Consider the following 20,973-nt stretch of genomic DNA (forward strand, 5'->3'; position numbering starts at 1 on the left):
CGGTCAGCAATTCAAGGTTTCGAAAGACCAGACATTGTACGTTCCCCAGATATCTGGTAACGCCGGAGACAAAGTTGAATTTGCAGATGTATTAATGTTCGATAACAATGGTACCCTCACGGTTGGTGATGCGGTTAAAGCTGTTGTAAAAGCAGAAATCATTGACCACCTGCAAGGAGACAAAGTGATCGCCTTCAAAATGAAAAGAAGAAAAGGTTTCCGCAAGAAACTTGGTCACAGAACACATTATACCAAAATCAGAATCAACGAAATCGCATAATCTGGTAACATTACAACTGTTATCACTTAAAACTCATACGTCATGGCACACAAAAAAGGTGAAGGTAGTGTTAAGAACGGTCGCGACTCACAGAGCAAACGCCTGGGTGTAAAAATCTATGGTGGTCAACCTGCGATTGCCGGTAACATCATCGTTCGTCAGCGTGGTACACAATACCATCCTGGAAAAAATGTTAGTGTTGGAAGAGATTTTACACTGTTTGCAACTGCAGACGGCGTGGTTGAATTCCGTAAAACGAAGGCGAATAAAACCATCGTTTCTGTTGGAGAAATCGAAGTGACCGCTTAATCATTTCTGATTAAACAGCAAAAAAAATTTTGCAGTTTCGGATTAGTTTATATTTTTACTGCGTAAAACCCATTTACTAATCATTAAATTCTAAAAAATGGCAACTGCAAAAAAAGCTGCTCCTAAAAAAGCCGCTGCAAAGAAAGCCGCTCCTAAAAAAGCTGCTGCAAAGAAAGCTGCTCCTAAAAAAGCTGCTAAAAAAGTAGCTAAGAAAGCTGCTCCAAAGAAAGCCGCTAAAAAAGCTGCTCCTAAAAAAGCCGCTGATAAAGAAAGTAGCTAAGAAAGCTGCTCCTAAAAAAGCTGCTAAGAAAGCTGCTCCTAAAAAAGCCGCTAAGAAAGCTGCTAAATAAGTTTCGACTTATAGCAAAAAATACAAAGGCCCCGGTTTATCCGGGGCTTTTTTTATGCATTGCCTGAAACAGGTAAGCGGAATTGCGCCTGGATACTGCAGCAGACTGAATGGCTCAAATCGCAGTTTCACTACCTTTGCCCCATGCTTGATAATTATGCCATTGCCGACCAATTCAGCCTGCTGGGAAAACTCATGGATATACATGGAGAAAATTCCTTTAAGGCAAAATCCTATTCCAGTGCCGCCTTCACCATTGAGAAACTACCTGTTCAACTACGTGATACACCTCCTGAAAAAATTGCTGGTTTAAAAGGTATTGGAGATAGTACGGCAAAAAAGATCCGTGAACTGCTTGAAACCGGAAAACTGGCTGCTCTTGAAGAGATCATCGCTAAAACACCCACCGGTATTTTGGAAATGATGCAGATAAAAGGGTTGGGACCAAAAAAAATCCTCACCATCTGGAAGGAAATGGGCATTGAATCCATCGGCGAATTACTATATGCCTGTAATGAAAACCGCCTTCTGCTGTATAAAGGTTTCGGAGAAAAAACCCAGGAAGCAGTAAAACAATCGATCCAATATTATACCGCTCATAAAGGACAGTTTTTATACGCCGATATCGAAGCCTATGCCCTACAGCTCGAAAAGATTTTCCGCGAACAATTTCCTACGCACAGAACCAGCCTTGCCGGAGATATCAGGCGCCAATCCATTATCATTACCCAACTTGAACTGCTAAGTACCGCAAGCATTCCAGACCTGATCGCTTTTCTTGAAAAACTGCAGTTTATTTCTATAAGCACGGAAGACAACCTCATAAAAGCACAGTCTCCGGAAGGGGCAAAGCTGGTCCTGCGTCCATGTTTGCCGGAAGAATTTACGGAACGTTTATTCACCAGCTCCTGTAGTAGTGCATTCCTGGAAGCCTTCCGGCAGCAGGAAATGGCCGCTGCAGCAGCACCTGCTGCTCTACCTGCTGCTGACCAGCCGCAGGAGGCTTTTATTACCAGCGCTGAGGAAGCCCTGTTTAAAGCAGGAGGCTTCCATTACCTGCCGCCGAACCAGCGGGAGCTACCTGAAACGCTCACCCTCCTGCACCAGGCGCCGCCGGCTAAAACCATCAGCACCACCGATATCAAAGCAATTATTCACTCACATAGTAACTGGAGCGACGGGCTGGAATCGATCGAAGCCATGGCCCTGGCCTGCATACAAAAAGGATTTGAATACCTCGTACTGAGTGATCATAGCAAATCGGCCGGGTATGCCAACGGTTTACAGGCCGACCGGATAAAGGCACAACACCAGGCAATTGACGAACTCAATGCCCGTCTAGCGCCCTTTCATATATTTAAAAGCATTGAATCAGATATCCTCGGTGATGGCTCACTCGATTACGAGGAGGAAATACTGCAATCCTTCGACCTTATCATTGCATCGGTACACAGCAATCTTAAGATGACCGAGGAAAAAGCTATGCAACGCCTGCTCAAGGCCATTGAACACCCTGCCACCAGGATCCTTGGACATATGACCGGCCGTTTATTATTGAGCCGACCCGGCTACCCTGTTGATCACCGAATCATTATTGATGCCTGTGTTGCCAACGGGGTTGCCATTGAACTGAATGCCCATCCGCGCCGCCTGGATATCGATTGGAGCTGGATTCCCTATGCAATGGAAAAAGGCTGCCTTCTTTCCATTAACCCCGATGCCCATAGTACCGAAGGATTTGAGGATATCCGGTATGGCGTATTGGCCGCACAAAAAGGCGGACTAACAGCTACCCATAACCTAAGTAGTTTTGGATTGGATGCGTTCAGGAACTGGCTGAAGGAAAACAAACATAAAAACGGGTACCGGTAGTTTCACCGGTTTCAAACCAGATACGCCCGCGGGCCTGCTCTACGATGCCTTTACTCATGGCTAATCCCAGCCCCGTGCCCGACGTTTTAGTAGTAAAATTGGGGGTAAATATTTTAGACTGGGTTTCTACAGGAATTCCCTGACCGTTATCGCTTACGCAAACCAGGATAGCATCATCCTGCCATTCTTCGGTTACTTCTACCCTCCGATCTTCCTTGTTTTCGGTTGCTTCTACAGCATTCTGCAGCAGGTTGGTAAACAGGCGGTTCATCTGGGTCTTATCGGCAAAAACCCAAACAGGCCCTGGCACAGGCTGCCACTTAAACTGCACCAGCTCACTGGAATCATAGAGCGAAGAAAGCGAATGGAGAATATCATGCAAATCAAAAAGCTCATTATGTGCATTGCTGATATTGGCAAACTGTGAAAACTCCGACGCAATTTTCGATAAGTGATCGATCTGTTCTACCAGGGTATTGGCCACATTGGAGGTCAATTGTTTTACATCGCCGCTATTACTGTTGATGGCTTTCTGCAGGTACTGGATGCTCAGCTTCATCGGCGTTAGCGGGTTCTTGATTTCATGCGCTACCTGCCGGGCCATTTCTCTCCAGGCACCTTCCCGTTCGCTTTTAGCCAGGGCTGCCGCACTTTCTTCCAGCTTCAACACCATTTTATTGTATTCCTTGACCAGTTCCCCTATCTCATCATCACGGTGCCATTGAATTTCATCGTTGTGCTGCCCCAGGTTTACTGCCCGCATTTTTTCACTGATCAGGGAAAAAGATGCCGTAATCCGGTTGGTAATGAAAAGCGCAATTACCCCCGCAATCAGGAAAATAAAGGCATTAAGGTTGATAATCGTAACCAGAAAATTGGAAATCTCTTTTTTCAGTTCGGCCTGCGAATCAAAGGAAGGCATATTAAGGTAGGCATAGGGATTGCCTTCCTCATCGCGCACCGGCGAATAAATACTCTGGTAACTGATTTCACCGATCTGTTCGTTGGTGGTAAACTGAACCAGCTTTTGCCGATGGATCCGGTAATAGGCCTCCGGATTCATCCGCGAGCTTAAAATTCCTTTATCGTAAATAAAGGGGTTCGAAGACAACCGGAGTTCGCCCTGTGTATCGTAAATATTAATATCCGTACCATGAATTTCCGACACTTCTTTCACCAGCACTTCCAGGTACTCGTTATAGCCGCTGTCGTAAAGCCGCAGCATATAATCAAAGAAGGTTTGGCTATCCATCTTATTCTGCACCTCGTTGGTCATGATCTGGATAGCCCGGCTCAATTGTTCCTGTTTATTCCGGTTGTAGCGGTTAATGAAGAAGAATATTGTTGCCGCCCCGATCACCAAAAAAGAAAACAGGCTGATAAATATGATTGTTCCGTGTACCTGGGTGCGCAGGTTCAACTGCAATTCCTTCCGCAAATACGACAATCGTAAGCGGGAGCGGATCAGTACTGAAATCAGTTGAAACAACCCCAGCAACAGCAGGAAGGTTGTAAAGAGATAGGCAACCAGGGTGATGGATTCCAGCCATAAATTGTTCAACCGGGCAATGATCACTACTTTATTATTATCGCGGTACCACAATTCATCGTAGCCTTCGTTCTGCCGGTAAGTAAAATTATTTGGCGGCAGTTGTTTATCACCCAGCCTGGTGGGGAAGGCATAGTTATTAAAATAATCGATCAGTTCCTTGTTATTGTAAATCGCATAGCTGTAAATAGGCGAATATTCATCGGGCAGAAAGTCCTTTCTTGTTCGGAATAATTCCGGCACCAGGGCATCGTTTTTATATTTTTTGGGTTCTGATAAAATAAATACGTAACCAATGGCCACCCCACTGGTATCTGTTACCATTTTACGGCTTATGTAAGCATATTTATCGAAGGCTTTTTCGAAATAGCGCATATCAGACACATTGGTAGCTTTGCCTTCAATGCGGTAAATGATATCCAGTGTATCAAAGGAAACCGGGGCATCGTTATAAAGGGGGCGTTCCTGTGCATCGTAGGTATAAATACGGGTATCGTATTTATTCAGGTAAGCACTGAAATTTTTATTGATCAGGCTGTCTTTCAGGTACTGGTTAGAGGAAGCCAGCCGAAACCGGTTAAAATTTGCGTACAGGAAATCATTGTCAAAATAAGTTAGTGCAATACTGAGCAGGCGTTCCGAACTGGGATCTGCCTGCGTAGCCAGTTTTTCAGCAGTACGCCTCCGCTGCTCAATTTCAATACGGCTGTTCTCTGCAATGATGATCAGGGAAATGGAGCCTGAATAAAGGAAGATCCAGAGCAACAATACAGAAACCGACCAGCGATCGTCTTTGGTGATCAGCAATGGCTGCCGCAATAACCAGGTATAACCCAGGAGCCATAGCAATACAAAAATATTCAGCTCCACGATATTACCGCTCTGTATAAAGGTGATCAGCAATAAACCAAATACTGCCAGAAATGCATAGAGATAAATACCCGATTTGCGCAATAAAGGAGCAAGTAGCCGAAGAATTACGGAAGAGGCCAGGAAATAGCTGAGCGCCAGCGTAGCCAGTACCACAAAGCCGCAAAAACTATAAATATCGAGGCTGAAAAAATTGGTTACATTAAAGGAGATACGAGCGGCATCGGCAATCATACTACGGATGATTACAGCGAAGGAAAAAGTAAGACTTACCAGCAAAAAAGCACCCAGGGCTACCAGCGGCCAGCGTAGCCAGTGCGGCTGGTACGCCTGCAGGTTCATCCCGGTACTTTTCCGGTAAATGAACAGCAATATCCAGCAGAATAAAAACGAATTGATCAACAAATCGCCCAGGGAGGGCAACAATAAACTGGAACTGTAAATAGCGGGGTCAAACAATTCAAATTCTGCCCAGGAAAGCATGTCTGCAAACATATAGGTCAGGAGGCGCAGCCCGATTACCGTACCTGCCAGGAAAATAAGTCCGCGTGTAAAACCATAGGTTTCTGCAATACTGTTGGCGGTACTATGAATGGCAATCAGTAATAAAATAATTCCGATAACATCCATCAGGATGGCCCACTCGTTGGCCGATGAATTAGCGGACACTTTTCGGGGTTGCAGGTGGTACAATACCTGCCCGTTGATACTTCTTACGGGGTACCCGGTTTCTGTTTCTGATATAGCCACTGAACTTTCCGCATTGGGGAAATCAACAAACCGGGAGGACAGGTTACTATTCTGAACAAAATATTCCTTCCTTATCTGGATCAATGCTACCAATAGGATTTTTTCCCTGGCCAGCGGAATTATTTTCCGCACATATTCATATTCTCCATTCTGCAGCCTTACCAGTTGATTGGTTTCGGAGCTGTAAACAATATCGTCGTTGGGTTCTGTTTGCTGATAACTCCAGAACTGAAGTTTCCAGTTAGCGAACGCATCTGCCTTGTACAGAAAAACCCCCAGGTTACTGCGGTTCAGCTGCTGTAATACCTCCATGTCATAGGTGCCATCGGTCAGCACTTTCAGCAGCGAAGTATCTTTCGCCAGGGCTTCCACCTGTTTTTCCTGCACCTGAATACGTTCCTCCATGGCCTTCCGTAAATAAGGAGCAGAAGAAGCGCCGACAAAATAATTATTAATGATGAAGGCGATGGTAAACAACCAGGCAGCCGCCAACAGGAAATAGGCGTTCTTTTTTAATATTCCGATTACAAATTGAATCAACTACTGGTTTTTTTAGCTTTTATTTCATTCCACAACGCATCCATTTCTGCCAGCTTCATATCTTTCAGTTGCCGGCCTTTGGCCTGCGCCAATTCTTCCATCTGCATAAACCGGCTGATAAATTTCTGGTTGGTACGAGACAGCGCATGTTCGGCATCTATCTGCAAAAACCGTGCATAATTAATGAGCGAAAAAACCAGGTCGCCAAACTCTTCTTCCATATCCTCCTGCCGGCCGCTGGCAATGGCCTCCTGCAACTCCTGCATTTCTTCCTGCACCTTGGCCCAAACCTCCTGCGAGTTATCCCATTCAAAGCCTACCTGCTTGGCTTTTTCCTGCAGGCGCATTGCTTTTACCGTTGCCGGCAGTGATTTGGGCACCCCGCTTAATACCGACTTCTTGCCTTCGCTGAGTTTGATCTGTTCCCAGTTCTGTTTTACTTCTTCCGCATTGTTGAGCTGAACGGTTCCGTATACATGCGGATGCCGGCGGACCAGCTTTTCATTGATTCCACGGAGCACCTCGTCCAGGCTGAATTGCCCCTGCTCCTCGCCTATTTTGGCGTAAAATACCAGGTGCAGAAATAGATCGCCCAGTTCCTCTTTGATGCCTTTCCAGTCTTCGGACGATATTGCATCGGCCAGTTCATACAATTCCTCGATGGATTGCTGGCGCAAGCTGTGGATGGTTTGCTTTTTGTCCCAGGGGCATTTTTCTCGCAGCTCATTCATTATACCGATCAATTCTCCAAATGCTACCTGTGCTGCTTCTTTCATTTGCTAGACTTTAATGTGCTGAATTTCCTACCTGTGCTGCGCTGATGGCCGTAAAAATTACCAATAGCAGCGACATCATAAAAAAGGACAGTATGTTTAACAGAATAAATTTAATAATGGTTTTTCGCCGGCTATCCCCGTAAAACCGGCGCATGCCCTTGTACAGGTATAAATAAACTGCAATTGTAATAATAACCTGCAACAGGTTAATAATGCCCCAGCCGGTTGTTTCCTGCAGCGAACTGAGGGCAAATGTTCCCAGCAAAAAAATAAATGTGGCACAATAGGTATGTATCGTAAAAATGGCGTGGTCGGAATAGGTGAGTTCTTTCCGCCTGCCATATAACCAGCCCAGGAACAGGGCGAAAATAGGCAGAGAAACGAACAGCATTTTAGGCATACTGTGAAAAAGATTGTACAGGAAATTTTTAAGATAAGCCCGCTCCCCCTGTATTTTGCCGGTTTCTACGGCTGCAATAATCTTGGTCACAAATGCTTTTTTTACCCAGCTGTCTTTTTTATCGGCCGGTAAAGCTGCCTGCATCCGGCGGTAGGCTTCCAGAGATTCGTAATTAACGGAAGAAAATGCATCGTTGCTACTATCACTGCCCGTATCCAACGTAAAAAACTCCGATTCCTTTCCCTGAACAGTTATATTGCCTGGTACATTGATACCGGCTTTTTTCAGGGTATCGGAAATATTTACCTTTTCCAGTTGATCCAGGGAGTCTTCCCGCTCCTCTTCGCGGATCTCCAGCTTTATTCCGGCAATTTCTTTCTCTAGATCAGCCAATACGCTGCGGGCGGTTTTCCGCTCCGTACTATCTGCGGAAAGCAGCGGTTTTTCCGTGACCACCGTTTTTGCCAGTTCCAGCTTTTCCAGCTTTGCCTTTCTTCTATCAAAATCTGACTCCCCGATCCTATCCGCCTTATACAACGAAAAAAAGATGATAAAGAAAAAAGCCGAGGTAAATACATACATCCGGATAGGATGCAACTGGCTGACCCGCTTACCGCGAATGTATTCGAGCGACAATTGGCCCGGCTTGGTCAGCAATACCTTCATAGTGCCGAAAAACTTGCTGTCGAAATGCGTGATATCATACACAAAATGGGTCAGCAGGCTCCAAAAAGATTCCCGGGCAATGATATTTTCCTGTCCGCATTGTTGACAAAACCGCCCTTCCACCTGCGTTCCACAGTTCAGGCAGTCTTTTTCAACCCTTTCCTTATAATGTGACAATAGTTAAAATTTGAATAAAAATAAATACAAAAAACTAATCACACCTGTATATTGCAGCCAATCGGCATTGATAAAACCATGCTCCACATGAAAAACATCTTTTTTCTCCTGCTCAGTTGTACCATTAGCCAATTGTTGCAGGCGCAATATTATTACAATGATCTGCTGGCCAACCAGCAAACCAACCAGCGGTACAATTTACTTAGCCAACTGGGCATCAAAAAGGTGACCATTACCAGTTATGACGGCAATTCACCCGAATCGGCCGGGTTTACCGCAGAACAGAGCCTGGATGCCGGCAAACGCACACTGCGCACACAAACCACGGCCAATAACCAGGGACAATCGTTGCTGGAAGCCGTTTACAACGAAAAAGGATGGCTGATCAAAACCAGAGATACGGCACAGAATGCCTCGAATCGCTCCAATTACACGTACAATGCAGCCGGACAATTACTACAGCTCGAAACAACCAGCTATTCCGACAATATTACCACCACAGAAATCCATTGGTGGAAATACGATGCGGCAGGTAAGCCGGCATCCATGCTTCGCGTACGGAACAATACCGATACAACCCGGGTAAGTTTTGTGCTGGATGAAAAAGGCAACCTGGTAGAAGAAAAAGCGATTCGTACCAACCTGCCGGCGATTATTTATTATTATTATTACGATGCTGCCAACCGCCTTACCGATATCGTACGCTATAATGCAAAAGCACAGCGCCTTTTACCGGATTATATATTCGAGTACAATGAAAATAACCAGGTAAAAAAAATGACCCTGGTACCAGCCGGAAGCAATGCGTATGAATTATGGTTTTACCAATACCTGCCTAATGGTCTGAGAAGAATGGAACTGGTCTATAATAAAGAACAGCAATTGATGGGCAAGGTAGAATACCAATACAATTAACGGAATTAACCAAGGGATATGCGTTTACTACTACTTATAGCCGGATTTTTAGCCGTTTGCACTCAAACGCCGGCGCAAACGGGTAACCAGGCCGCCAAACTGGACATAATTGTAGTGGGCATGACCCATGATCATGTACATGGCATCCTGCAATACTACAAGCAGAACCGGGTTACCATAACCGGTATAGTAGAAACCAACCAGGCTTTGATCGAGCGTTTTATGAAGTCGTATCAACTGCCCTCCTCCCTGTTTTTCAACAGCCTGACAGCGGCTATAAAAAATCGCAAACCGGATGCTGTATTGGCTTTTAATGCCATTGATGAACACCTGGCAGTGGCAGAAACCTGTTTACCCCTGCGCATTCCCGTTATGGTAGAAAAACCCTTGGCCACTACACTGAAAGACGCCCTTCGGATGGAGGCCCTTTCCAAACAATACAAAACACCGGTACTAACCAATTACGAAACTACCTGGTACAACAGCAACCACTATGCAAAACTACAGGTAGAGCAAGGAGCGCTCGGCACAATCCGGAAAATGGTGGTACATTCCGGCCATGAAGGCCCCCAGGAAATCGGCTGTAGCAAGGAATTTCTTGCCTGGTTAACCGACCCGGTAAAAAACGGAGGCGGCGCCTCGCGCGATTTTGGCTGCTATGGGGCCAACCTCATGACTTGGCTGATGCAGGGGAAAGCGCCGAAATCAGTAACCGCTGTTATACAACATTACAAACCTGCTGTTTATCCTAAAGTGGACGATGTGGCTACCATATTGCTGGAATATGAAACCGCTACCGGCGTAATTGAAGCCTCCTGGAACTGGCCCTATTCCATTAAGGACCTGGAAATTTTCGGCTCATCGGCCTACCTGCACGCGGTAGATGCACAAACAGTGCTGCAAAAAAAGGAAGCATCCAAACCTATTACCGGCACCGCTCCGGCAACCATTTATGGCGATTATATCAGCTACCTCGAGGCTTACCTCGATGGCAAGATCACCGATACCCATGATCTTTCCTCCTTGTCGAACAACCTGCTGGTGGTAAAGATCCTGGAAGCCGCTACCCGTTCGGCCAAAGAGGGCAGAAAAATTCAGCTTGATTAAGGGTTTATTTCCTGGGCAGGTGTTTTTTCCGGTATTCGCTGGGTGAGCAGCCATGAATCTGTTTAAACTGACGGGCCACGTTATTGGTTAAGTTGAGGCCGGCTTCATGCGCAATTTCAGAAATCCGCTTGTCGGTTTCCAGCAACCGCTCAGAAAATTTCTGCATCCTGATTTTGCTGATGTACTTGTATACACTGGTACCGGTAACTTCCTGGAATTTCTTCTCCAGCGAACGCCTGGATATGGTTAGCTGGCCCAATACATCCGTTACATTGATATCATGGTCCAGGTTCTTATGAATGTATTTAAGGGCTTTGGCGATATAGGCATCGTCCACCGCTGCAATATCTGTTGATTGGCGGGTGACGATATAGGTAGGCATTACCATTACATTTCTTGGCTTCTTAACCTTGCCCTGGATCATCTGGTCCATCAGCCTGCCAGCCTCATAACCTCCTCTTTCTGTATCCAGGTTAATGCTAGACAGGGGCGGATCGGAGAGATTACAGGTAAGCTCATCATTGTCGACGCCCAATACAATCACATCTTCCGGAATCCGAATATTGGCATGTTTGCAAGCCTCGGTTATATGCTGGCCCCTGGCATCATCACAGGCCATAATGGCAATAGGTTTAGGTAAGTCCTGCAACCATTTACTGAGATCGGAGGGTTTATAATACCAGAGATCGGAGGTTTGTGAATTTTCTTCCTGGTTAAAATAATAGACATCAAATCCGCGCTCATTCAGGTATTCTTCATATCCCATAGAACGTTCTCTTGACCAAACGATATTTTTAAACCCATAAAAAGCAAAATTCTTAAAGCCTTTTTTTACAAAGTATTCCGCGCCCATTTGGCCGGCTTCGTAATAGCCCCCGGTGATATTGGGAAATTCCTCAAACCGCTCTCGGTAATCTTCTACAATAAGGTGGATGCCGGATTCTGCAATTTTCCGCACGTCGCGCGTATTGTTCAGCTGCGCAATAATACCCTGTGCTCCCCACTCTTTAGCAAATTTCAGGATGCCCTTTACACCCAGTGTTTCGCGGTAATAAATCGGCATATTACAAAAAAGAGCATTACTGTTTTCTTTAAAATAGCGGACAATGCCCATCATAAGGCTTTGCCCATACTTTTCAGAAATATCAAAAAGTAAAATGATTTTGTTCATGCGAAGGGGAATTGCGCCGCTTAAATTAAAGTATGTTCCACACTCTGCAAAATCATACCAGTGCCCTCGACGGAACAAGGGCTGCTGCTCCTAATAAAGCAATGTTTTCCGTTTTGGATTTAATTACTTTAACCTGTTTCAGCAATGAAGGATACATAAAATCATCCATGCTCAGGAGCATGGATGATTCAAAAAAACGATATGCATTTGAAATGGATCCTCCTAATAATACCGCCTCGGGTGCATAGGCGTACAATACCACTTTCAACACATTGCCAAGATGGTGTCCATACTCCTGCCAGATCTGCAAAGCGCGGGGTTTCCCCTCCTGCGCTGCATAAAATACCTCTTCCGCTGTGGTGGAATGTATATCAAAAAAACTACTGCTTGAATAATATTCCAGGTTCTTGTCTAAGTAGGGGAAATAACCAATTTCGCCGGCGCCGCAGTTTACCCCTAGATAAAGTTCGCGGTTGATAACAATGGCGGTACCTAATCCGGTACCAACCGAAATAGCTACAAAAGAGGAAAAATTTTGTGCGCTTCCGTATTGCTGTTCGCCAAGTGCAAAACAGTTTACATCATTATTCACGTATACCGGTTTCGCAAAATGCTGTTCCAGTATTTTTTTGAGTTCCACTTTTTTCCAGGAAGGGATATTTACCACATCAAACACGACCCCATTTTCTACGTCCACGATGGACGGAACTCCAATTCCGATGCCTTCCACCTCATCACTTACCAATGGTTCAATTACATGAATAAGTTGTTCCAGGGTGGAATCCAGCGAATGTTTGTTGGCAAGCTTGTGACTGATGGATTGCACCACTTCTCCCTGCTGAATTAATCCAGCCCTGGCATTAGTGCCACCCAAATCAACGCCTATGATCATATTGAGTTAATTAAAAGATAATGCTGAAGTAACACGGCCTTACTCTCTTAACAAAACTATAGTTCAACCCTCAGAATGCAACCCGAATATGCGCAGCTTTTGCATCAAATTGCGTAGATCCAACAGACCCCAAAATATGCGCATTTTGATGATTAATAGTCGTATTATGTCATTTCGAAGAAACAGACTTAGGCTAATTTTAGGAGAGGAAAAGGTATTTTCCTTTTGAACTAATTGCTACCGCTGCTGAGAATTTCTTTAACTGACTGTAAACTGTTTGCCATGGAAACACTCCTGATAAAAGGACCCTGAGGGGGCTGCCTTTTATATTCAAATTTTTCTCTTTGCTTTTAACTGTATAACCAACTCAAATTATGAAACTAAACTTCCTGCTAAAGCGACTTTTTGCTTTTATTGTGGGTATTGCCCTGTTTCAGGGGGCAATGGCACAAAACTCCATTACCGGTAAGGTAACGGACCAAAGCAATGGTGCGCCCCTGCCAAATGTAAACGTTACCGTAAAGGGAACGACCCGGGGCACCACCACCAATGACAATGGAATTTTTACCATTACCCTGCAACCCGGTGATGCTACCCTGGTTTTCTCCAGTACCGGTTTCACCAGCACTGAACTTGCTATTGATGGCCGCAGCAGCTATGATGTTGCACTGGCTGTATCCAGCGCCAAATTAAACGAAGTGGTGGTGGTAGGTTATGGAACCCAATCGCGTCGCGATGTTACCGGCGCCGTTGCGTCTGTAAAAGGCGATGCCATTCAGAACCTGCCGGTTTCCAGTGCTTCCCAGGCATTACAGGGCCGCGCTGCCGGGGTAAACGTGGTTCGTAGCGGTGGTAGCCCGGGCAACCCTGGTAGTATCCGGATCCGGGGAACAGGCACCATTAATAATGCCGACCCCCTGATCGTTATTGATGGTATACCTGCCGGCGACCTGAACTCGGTTAACCCGAATGATATTGCTTCCATTGAAGTATTAAAAGATGCCTCCGCTTCGGCTATTTATGGTACCAGGGCTGCAAACGGTGTGGTAATTGTTACCACCAAACGCGGAAACTTTGAGCAACCCATGCGGCTCAATGTAAACGCCTACACCGGTATGTCCAATGCCATTAAAACCCTGGATATGCTGGATGCGGCTACGCTTGCTGAATTAAAAAGAGAGCGGTTTACCAACGACGGGCTTACCATTAACCCGGTTTGGAACGACCCCAACAATGCTATCCAACGTACCAACTGGCAGGATGAGCTTTTCAAAACCGGAACAGTAAACAATATTGATGTGGCGCTTTCCGGAGGTTCTGCCAAATCCTCTTACATGTTATCAGCCGGTATGTATGATGAAAAAGGGATCATAACCAATTCCTTCTTCAAACGGTACAGCATGCGCCTGAACTCTGACCACCGGATCGGGAAACGCCTGAAAATCGGGCAAAGCATTCAGCTTACCCGCTCCAACGACAACAGCCTGAATACGCTGTCTGCACAGGATGGACTTATCTGGAGTGCCATTCGCTTCATGCCCTTTATCCCGGTAAAAAATGCCGACGGATCCTGGGGAAGCTCCAAAGCATCGAATGAGTTTGGTGATATTAACAACCCCATTTTTACCGCCAACACTATTGATGCAGATAATGTAAACACCCGTTTACTGGCCAATATCAACGCGGAATATGAAATTCTGAAAGGACTTAAATTCAAAGTAAACCTCGGTGTAGATGGTAATCATTATACCGGCCGGAACTTTAATATCATCATCAGTGATCAGACACGTACCAGGAACAATAACTCGCTCGACCGTAATTTCAGCGAATCTTATTCCCTCCTGGGTGAATATTTCCTCTCTTACAGCAATATATTCGGCGGCAAACACAAAGTAGACGCTGTTGCTGGTTATACGGCGCAAACCTTTAACGGCGATTTCTTCTCAGCAGCCAAACGCGACTTCCTGAATGAAGATCCTAACCAGCGCTTCCTCGATGTTGGTCAAACCCTGGCTGGCATAGGTGGCAACCGCTACTATGATGCCCTGCAATCGGCTTTCGGCAGAATCAACTACGATTATGACCAGCGTTACTTGTTTACTGCCACTTTCCGGGCAGATGGTTCTTCGAAATTTGCAGATGGAAATAAATGGGGCTATTTCCCTGCCTTCTCTGCAGGTTGGAGGATTTCGAACGAAAACTTCTTCAAATCGTCCTTTATTGATGAATTGAAACTGACTGCCGGCTGGGGACAACTGGGTAACCAGAACGTAGCCCGCCTGCAATACCTGGCATTGATTGGTGGTGGTGGCCGTTATTCCTTCAACAATAACACCGTAGTAGGAAGCACCCAAACCAGGCTGCCGAATGCCAATATTGCCTGGGAAACCGCTGAAATGAGCAATATCGGCTTGAATGCTGAACTCTTCAACCGCCGCCTCTCTGTTAACCTGAACTATTTCGATAAGAAAACCCGCGATATGTTGCTGGCGCCGCCTACAATCGGAACGGTGGGTACCCTCAGCATACCCGACCAGAACGTAGGTGTTCTGCAGAACAGAGGTTTTGAAATGGACCTCTCTTATTCGAACAAACTGGGCGAACTCTCGTATCGTATCGGTGCCAATGCCGCCTTCATTAAAAACAAGGTTATTGAATTGTTTGACGGAAACTTTATCGGATCCCGTGCCTATGGCCGCCCGAATGAAGAGATTTCAAGAACCTATGAAGGACTGCCCATTGGTATTTTTTATGGCTGGAAAACAGATGGCCTTTACCAGACAACAGATGACATCAATAAAGATCCGAATATCTCCAATGACCCACGCCGTAGTTCCGGCCTGATTGAACCTGGTGATGTACGTTTTGTGGATGTGAACGGAGACGGATTGATCGATGACCGCGATCGGGTAAACCTCGGAAGCCCCCACCCGAAAATGGTGTATGGCTTTAACGCAGATTTCAATTACAAAGGATTTGATCTCGGTTTGTTTTTCTTGGGCAATGCCGGCGTAAAAATCTTCAATGCCGACCGTATGCAGGGTATAGATCCCACTTATTCCTTCAATATGTATGAAGAAGTAAAGGATCGCTGGACAGGCCCCGGCACCAGCAACAGTATTCCGCGTATGACCACGCGCAGGAACAACCGCAACTACCGTACCTCGGATATGTTTATTGAGAAAGGAGATTTCCTTCGCCTCAAAAACCTCAGCATCGGGTACACCCTAGCTGAGAAACTGACCAGCAGAATGGGAATCGGTAAAACAAGGTTCTATATCACCGGACAAAACGTATTTACATTTACCAAGTATTCCGGTCTGGATCCTGAGCTTGGTTACACAGACGGTAACAGGCAGATCAACGTGGATTATGCACAATACCCACAATCTCGCAGCTGGATTTTTGGCCTCAATGTTACCTTTTAACTGAAAAAAGAGAAAGAATATGAAACATACGATTTTATATAAAGGATTATTTCTGCTGCTTGCCGCGGGTACGGTAAGTTGCAATAAGAACCTGCTGGATTCTCCCCCTTACGGACAATCCACTTCTGCAGACTTCTGGCGGAATGCTGATGACGCGGTATCTGCCTCCAATGCCCTCTATTCCTTCCTGGGAGATGAGTATACATTTGCACATACAGAACAAACCTGGGATATCTGCTCAGATGACCAGTGGAGAGCAGGCGACCACCCCGAAGATCAGGCAATTGAAGATTTCACCTACGACCCATCCAATGTACAGTTGAATGATAGCTGGGCGCGTAAATACGAAATCGTTTCCCGCGCTAATGCCGTGCTGATTAATGTGCCTAATATCAATATGGATGCAACGCTGAAAAATCGCATCCTGGGAGAAGCCCATTTTATCCGCGGTCTGATCTACTGGCAGTTCTACAAAATATATGGTGAAGTACCCCTGATCCTGGAAGCCAATGTAAGGGAGAACAATTACAATGTTCCAAAAGCAACAATGGCTGAAATGGAAGCCCAGATAGAAGCTGATTTCCTGGCAGCTGCTGACCTGTTACTGACCACGAATGACAATGCCAATATCGGTAGAGCTACCAAGGGCTCTGCCTGGGGTTACCTGACCAAGTTTTACATGTACAAAGAAAACTTCCCTAAAGCCATTGAATTTGGTAATAAAGTGATCAGCGGGCCCTACCCACTGGCAGCTAATTTTGCCGACAACTTTAACCCTGCTACTAAAAACAACCCGGAAGTTTTATTTTCTATCCAGTGTACAGAAGGCTGGACAGAAAACGTAGCCTCTATTTACTACGGACCAAGACCCTGGGGCGGATGGGGTTTCCAGGAGCCGATCAAGGACCTGGCTGATGAATTTGAGCCCGGTGATGAGCGTATGACCTATACCATGGCAAAAGTGGGCGATATGATCGATGCAGGCGCTTCCAATGGCGGAATGCAGGCTGTTCCTGCCGGACTTACCAATACCGGCTACTTCTTCCGCAAATACGTAAGCTGGAGACCCGACGGTGGACTGGACAATAACATGAATATTATCATGTTACGTGCCGCCGATATTTACCTGCTGGTTGCAGAGGCAAAAATTCGTTCGGGCCAGAACGGCGATGCTGAAATCAATGCAGTGCGCGACAGAAACGGCTTACCAGATGTGAATAATGCCACCATGACCCAGCTGATCCATGAAAGAAGAGTGGAACTTGCCGGTGAAAATGAACGGCACCAGGACCTGATGCGCTGGGACCGTGCCAATATCATTAACCTGCCCGCTCATTATGCCATTAGCCGTGGACAATGGAAACCCGGCCGTACATTCACCCGCCCGAAAAACTACAAATTCCCGATTCCTCAACGCCAGATCGATCTTAGCAATGGCGTCCTGATCCAGAATCCGGATTTCCAATAAGCTTTTTTGAGCAATCCCCTACCGGTTCCTTTACTTTACAGCAGTTTAGTAAAGGACCGGTTTTTTTTATCTTTGAATTTATCAAAACAACCCGATGAAAGGTAAACGCCGTTTCTGCCTGTACAAACCGTTCTTCTTTATGGCTATTCTAAGTATAGGTGTAGCTGCAGAGTCTTGTCAAAACAAATCAAATCCGGAACTTGCCGGGGCCTGGCAAATTGATTCTGTATTTGATTTTTATAACGGCTTTACCTTTATGGATACCCATCCAACCCCAAGGGAAGTGCATGTGTACCAGGCTGATAAAACCATGCTGCGTAGAGGTATGGGGGAAGAAAAACTGTATTATTATGAACTGGACGGGAACCGGTTATTCATTCGCGATCTTCCCAATTCAGCAGTCAGCAATGAGCAGGAAATCGTTCGGCTCGACTCCTCTCAACTGGTTTTGCGTAAAAATAAAAAGCCCCAGTTTGAAGGCAGGAATCAGGAGCGTTATGAACTTCGTTATTTTTCCCGGGTAAAACCCTGATGCTATTTTTCTTTCCAAACGCCCAGGGGGCCGTCATTTTCTGCTACCAGTACCAGCCCTTCTTTGAGCGTACCAATCTGTTTTCCATTACCCGGAACAAAAAAGCCCGTTCCTTCCAGTACATTAAATCTGCCATCTCCTTTTCCTTTCAGCACCAGTCCGTAACCCGCATCAACGGCACCATTAATGACTTCATAGCTATTATCATTACCCGTTAAAAGCAGATCGGCTATTCCATCCTTGTCAATATCTTTCACCAGGATCCCGAATACCGGCGAAAACTGTGCCTGTACCGGAAGTGCATGCAATTTCCATTCACCATTTAACAATACGCCGGATTGCCATTCATTTATTTGGCGATAGGCTGCTTTTTTCAACAGTTCGGGAGAGAACAAATCATTTATTCTTGCTTTGGCATAATCCGTGTATAACGGAAATTTTTTACGTAAGCCGGGCAATTGCAACATTAAATCATCTCTAGGGTGGATCGGGTACCGCTCTCCGCCGTTGGTGTAAGTAAGAACAGCATTCCGGTTGCCCACATTAGCAAAATCATACCAATAAATACCCAGTCCGGTTGTTGCGGAATCCTGGCCTGTGCCTGCGCTTGCACCTGCTGCTGCATAGCGGCTGTTTAACCCATGGTTACCCAATACCAGGTCAATACGCCCATCTCCATTAAAATCGCCGGTTTTAACACTGTTCCACCAGCCTACGGTTTTGTCCAGGCCAAAAGCACTTGTTTTATTTACCAGCTTGCCAGCTTCGTTCAACCAAACTGATACGGGCATCCATTCACCCACCACTACCAGGTCCATCCAGCCATCCTGGTTAAGATCTACCCAAACGGCATCATTTACTAACCCAACCATTGCCAATCCTGCTGCATTTTTTTCGGTTATGTCCACGAATTTGCCGCCGGTATTTTCCAATAACTGGCTTTGGCCTGCTTCGGGATAATGTTGCGGGCGAAGACGACCGCCTACGAACAGATCGAGGTCGCCATCCTTATCAAAATCTGTTGCTACCACGCAGGAACCACTTGCTGTTGTTGCGGGCAGGGCGTCTGCGGCCCATTGAAAACCACCTTTTCCATTGTTCAGATAAAGCCGATCACGATAATACACCGAGCCTTCCTGAAATTCATTGCCACCGCTTACCACATACAGATCATGGTCGCCATCTCCGTCTGCATCAAAAAACAGGGCGCCCATATCCTCCTGGTTTTTTTTACCGGTCTCAAGAGGTCTTTTCAGAAACCGGCCGTTGGCCTGCTGAAAAAAGAGTTCCCCCGATTGGCTATAGGCGCCTCCGATAAAAAAATCTGTTCTACCGTCGCCATTCAGATCGGCAATAGCCAGTCCGGGTCCGCCCATGGAAAACTTATGCGGTAGTAAGGGTTGAATATTAAAATCGGTATAAGGTGTTTCCTTGTGCCGGAAATCAATCCCTGTACCTTCATTGTACAACTGAAACAAGGGTTTATTGGCCAGCACCTGGTTGGCCGGAAACTTTTCTGTACCCGCAGCCTGATAATCCAGCACCAGTTCTTTCCCAGGTAAAGGCTGAAGCACCCGTTGCCAATTTCCGTCCGGCCACTGCACGAGTACGGAATCTATGGCAGAAGCAGTTCCAAGTCCCATGGTAATCCGGTTATCAACACTGGACTGATAGCCGCGCACCACCTGGTGTTCTTGGTAAAGCACCTGCCCGTTAAAATACACCCAGATTTTTGTTCCCAAACCATCGCGGTTGCCTGGTTTACCATTAAGTCGGAAGCGTATAAAATGATTACCAGATTGTTCATTGCGGTTATTCTTGTATATAAATGCCGGTTTCCCGGTATTTACTACTACCAGGTCAAGGTCTCCGTCATTATCCAGATCAGCATAGGCCGCGCCCGTGGAATAAGCATCTTCCCCAAACCCCCAGGAAGCCGAAGCATCAGTAAACTGCAGTTGGCCGTTATTGCGGTACATAAAATTATTCAGGTAAGCGCCCTCCAGCTTTTGCAGGGTCGCAAATTGCTGCGCGGTAAGTGGCTGGGAAGGATGAGCGCGGGCCAGCCCCTGAGACTGGTAGGTAATAAAATCGCGGTTAGTGATATCGCGGGGGTAACCGTTGCTGATAAACAAATCGCGAAAGCCGTCATTATCAAAATCAGCCAGTAAGGGACTCCAGCTCCAGTCGGTAGCTGCAATACCTACATATTGCCCGATTTCACTGAAATAAGGCAGCTGCTGCCCGGTTAGGCCACGATGCAAGTGTAATGAATTACGCATGAACTGCGGATCATAACCAACCTGTATTTCAGACCGGTACCGGTCATGATTGGTTCCGCCCAACATTAATTTCTGCCGGTAATTATCCGGAGGCAGCATATCTACCTCTACCAGGTCGGGCCAGCCATCGTTATTGATATCTCCCGCATCATTTCCCATGGCAGAGTAACTGGTATGTTTAAACGCAGCAGAAGCCTGTTCCGTAAACGTGCCGTTTTTGTTATTGATATAGAGCAGATCGTTCGACAAATAATCATTGGATACAAAAATATCCGGCCATCCATCCATATTGATATCAACTACAGCCACACCAAGTCCGTATCCTTCTTTCAGAATGCCCGCCTCCCGGGAAATGTTGGTAAAACTGCCGTCTCCATTATTTCTGTACAACCGGTCTGTATTGGCCATTTCTCCCTGAATGCGTTTTGGCCGTATAATATTGGGTCCCAGTTCATCTGTGCTATTGGTCAGCAGGTAAGCATCCAGGTCGCCATCGCGGTCAACGTCAAAAAACACGGCCTGTACTGTGTGGCCGGTATCAGCCAGGCCATATTTTGCCGCCTGCTCAGTAAACCGGTTATTGCCCTCGTTTATATACAGTTCATTCGCCCTTTTTTCAGCACTATGCGGCCCGGCAAAA

At 46.1% G+C, this 20,973-nt stretch carries 15 protein-coding genes; 9 read left to right on the plus strand and 6 right to left on the minus strand.

The genetic code is table 11. The features are described from left to right. The 4 genes from rplU to A1D16_RS08220 all read left to right on the plus strand — a co-directional run. On the plus strand, positions 1–280 hold a 280-nt coding region (gene rplU, locus A1D16_RS08205), incomplete at its 5' end, for a 50S ribosomal protein L21 (RefSeq protein ID WP_290708877.1). 42 nt (positions 281–322) lie between these two features. Continuing rightward, complete coding sequence (gene rpmA, locus A1D16_RS08210) at positions 323–589, plus strand: 50S ribosomal protein L27 (RefSeq protein WP_290708878.1); 267 nt, start codon at positions 323–325, stop codon at positions 587–589. A 97-nt stretch (positions 590–686) separates the two neighbouring features. Beyond that, positions 687–869: a hypothetical protein gene (locus A1D16_RS08215; protein WP_290708879.1), complete on the plus strand. Its 183-nt coding sequence runs from the start codon at positions 687–689 to the stop codon at positions 867–869. A 213-nt stretch (positions 870–1,082) separates the two neighbouring features. Next, positions 1,083–2,810: a DNA polymerase/3'-5' exonuclease PolX gene (locus A1D16_RS08220; RefSeq protein ID WP_290708880.1), complete on the plus strand. Its 1,728-nt coding sequence runs from the start codon at positions 1,083–1,085 to the stop codon at positions 2,808–2,810. On the opposite strand, the gene A1D16_RS08225 is transcribed toward A1D16_RS08220, so the two are convergent. From A1D16_RS08225 to A1D16_RS08235, 3 genes are read right to left on the minus strand one after another with little or no spacing between them, the layout of a single operon-like run. Continuing rightward, a complete protein-coding gene (locus A1D16_RS08225; RefSeq protein ID WP_290708881.1) occupies positions 2,764–6,519 on the minus strand; it encodes a HAMP domain-containing sensor histidine kinase in 3,756 nt (1,251 codons plus the stop codon). The genes A1D16_RS08220 and A1D16_RS08225 overlap by 47 nt on opposite strands. Next, positions 6,516–7,295, minus strand: a complete 780-nt coding sequence (gene mazG, locus A1D16_RS08230; RefSeq protein ID WP_290708882.1) for a nucleoside triphosphate pyrophosphohydrolase — start codon at positions 7,293–7,295, stop codon at positions 6,516–6,518. Before mazG ends, A1D16_RS08225 begins: the two co-directional genes overlap by 4 nt. A 10-nt stretch (positions 7,296–7,305) precedes the next feature. Then, positions 7,306–8,538, minus strand: a complete 1,233-nt coding sequence (locus tag A1D16_RS08235; RefSeq protein WP_290708883.1) for a DUF3667 domain-containing protein — start codon at positions 8,536–8,538, stop codon at positions 7,306–7,308. 87 nt (positions 8,539–8,625) lie between these two features. Between A1D16_RS08235 and A1D16_RS08240 the strand changes: the two genes are divergently transcribed. Together A1D16_RS08240 and A1D16_RS08245 are read left to right on the plus strand one after the other, a co-directional pair. Continuing rightward, entirely contained in the window at positions 8,626–9,453 is an 828-nt protein-coding gene (locus tag A1D16_RS08240) for a hypothetical protein (RefSeq protein WP_290708884.1), read from the plus strand. 18 nt (positions 9,454–9,471) lie between these two features. After that, a complete protein-coding gene (locus tag A1D16_RS08245) occupies positions 9,472–10,560 on the plus strand; it encodes a Gfo/Idh/MocA family oxidoreductase (RefSeq protein WP_290708885.1) in 1,089 nt (362 codons plus the stop codon). A 4-nt stretch (positions 10,561–10,564) separates the two neighbouring features. Here the strand turns inward: A1D16_RS08245 and A1D16_RS08250 are convergent, their stop codons facing one another. Together A1D16_RS08250 and A1D16_RS08255 are read right to left on the minus strand one after the other, a co-directional pair. Beyond that, positions 10,565–11,731 (minus strand): DNA-binding transcriptional regulator, encoded by a 1,167-nt coding sequence (locus A1D16_RS08250; RefSeq protein ID WP_290708886.1) that lies wholly within the window; start codon positions 11,729–11,731, stop codon positions 10,565–10,567. A gap of 52 nt (positions 11,732–11,783) precedes the next feature. Next, on the minus strand, positions 11,784–12,623 hold the full coding sequence (locus A1D16_RS08255) for an ROK family protein (protein ID WP_290708887.1): 840 nt from the start codon (positions 12,621–12,623) through the stop codon (positions 11,784–11,786). Positions 12,624–12,997: 374 nt separating this feature from the next. Here A1D16_RS08255 and A1D16_RS08260 point away from each other — a divergent pair, with 374 nt between their 5' ends. From A1D16_RS08260 to A1D16_RS08270, 3 genes are all read left to right on the plus strand, one after another. Next, the gene (locus tag A1D16_RS08260) at positions 12,998–16,051 is read left to right on the plus strand and encodes a TonB-dependent receptor (RefSeq protein ID WP_290708888.1); all 3,054 of its coding nucleotides are present in this window, start codon (positions 12,998–13,000) and stop codon (positions 16,049–16,051) included. A gap of 19 nt (positions 16,052–16,070) precedes the next feature. Further along, the gene (locus tag A1D16_RS08265) at positions 16,071–17,519 is read left to right on the plus strand and encodes a RagB/SusD family nutrient uptake outer membrane protein (protein WP_290708889.1); all 1,449 of its coding nucleotides are present in this window, start codon (positions 16,071–16,073) and stop codon (positions 17,517–17,519) included. Between the two features lie 139 nt (positions 17,520–17,658). After that, complete coding sequence (locus A1D16_RS08270; protein ID WP_290708890.1) at positions 17,659–18,051, plus strand: hypothetical protein; 393 nt, start codon at positions 17,659–17,661, stop codon at positions 18,049–18,051. Between the two features lie 2 nt (positions 18,052–18,053). Here the strand turns inward: A1D16_RS08270 and A1D16_RS08275 are convergent. Then, a partial coding sequence (locus A1D16_RS08275) for a VCBS repeat-containing protein (protein ID WP_290708891.1) occupies positions 18,054–20,973 on the minus strand: 2,920 nt, incomplete at its 5' end.

This window comes from Flavihumibacter sp. CACIAM 22H1 (genome assembly GCF_001601815.1).
In the GTDB taxonomy this organism is placed as follows: domain Bacteria; phylum Bacteroidota; class Bacteroidia; order Chitinophagales; family Chitinophagaceae; genus Flavihumibacter.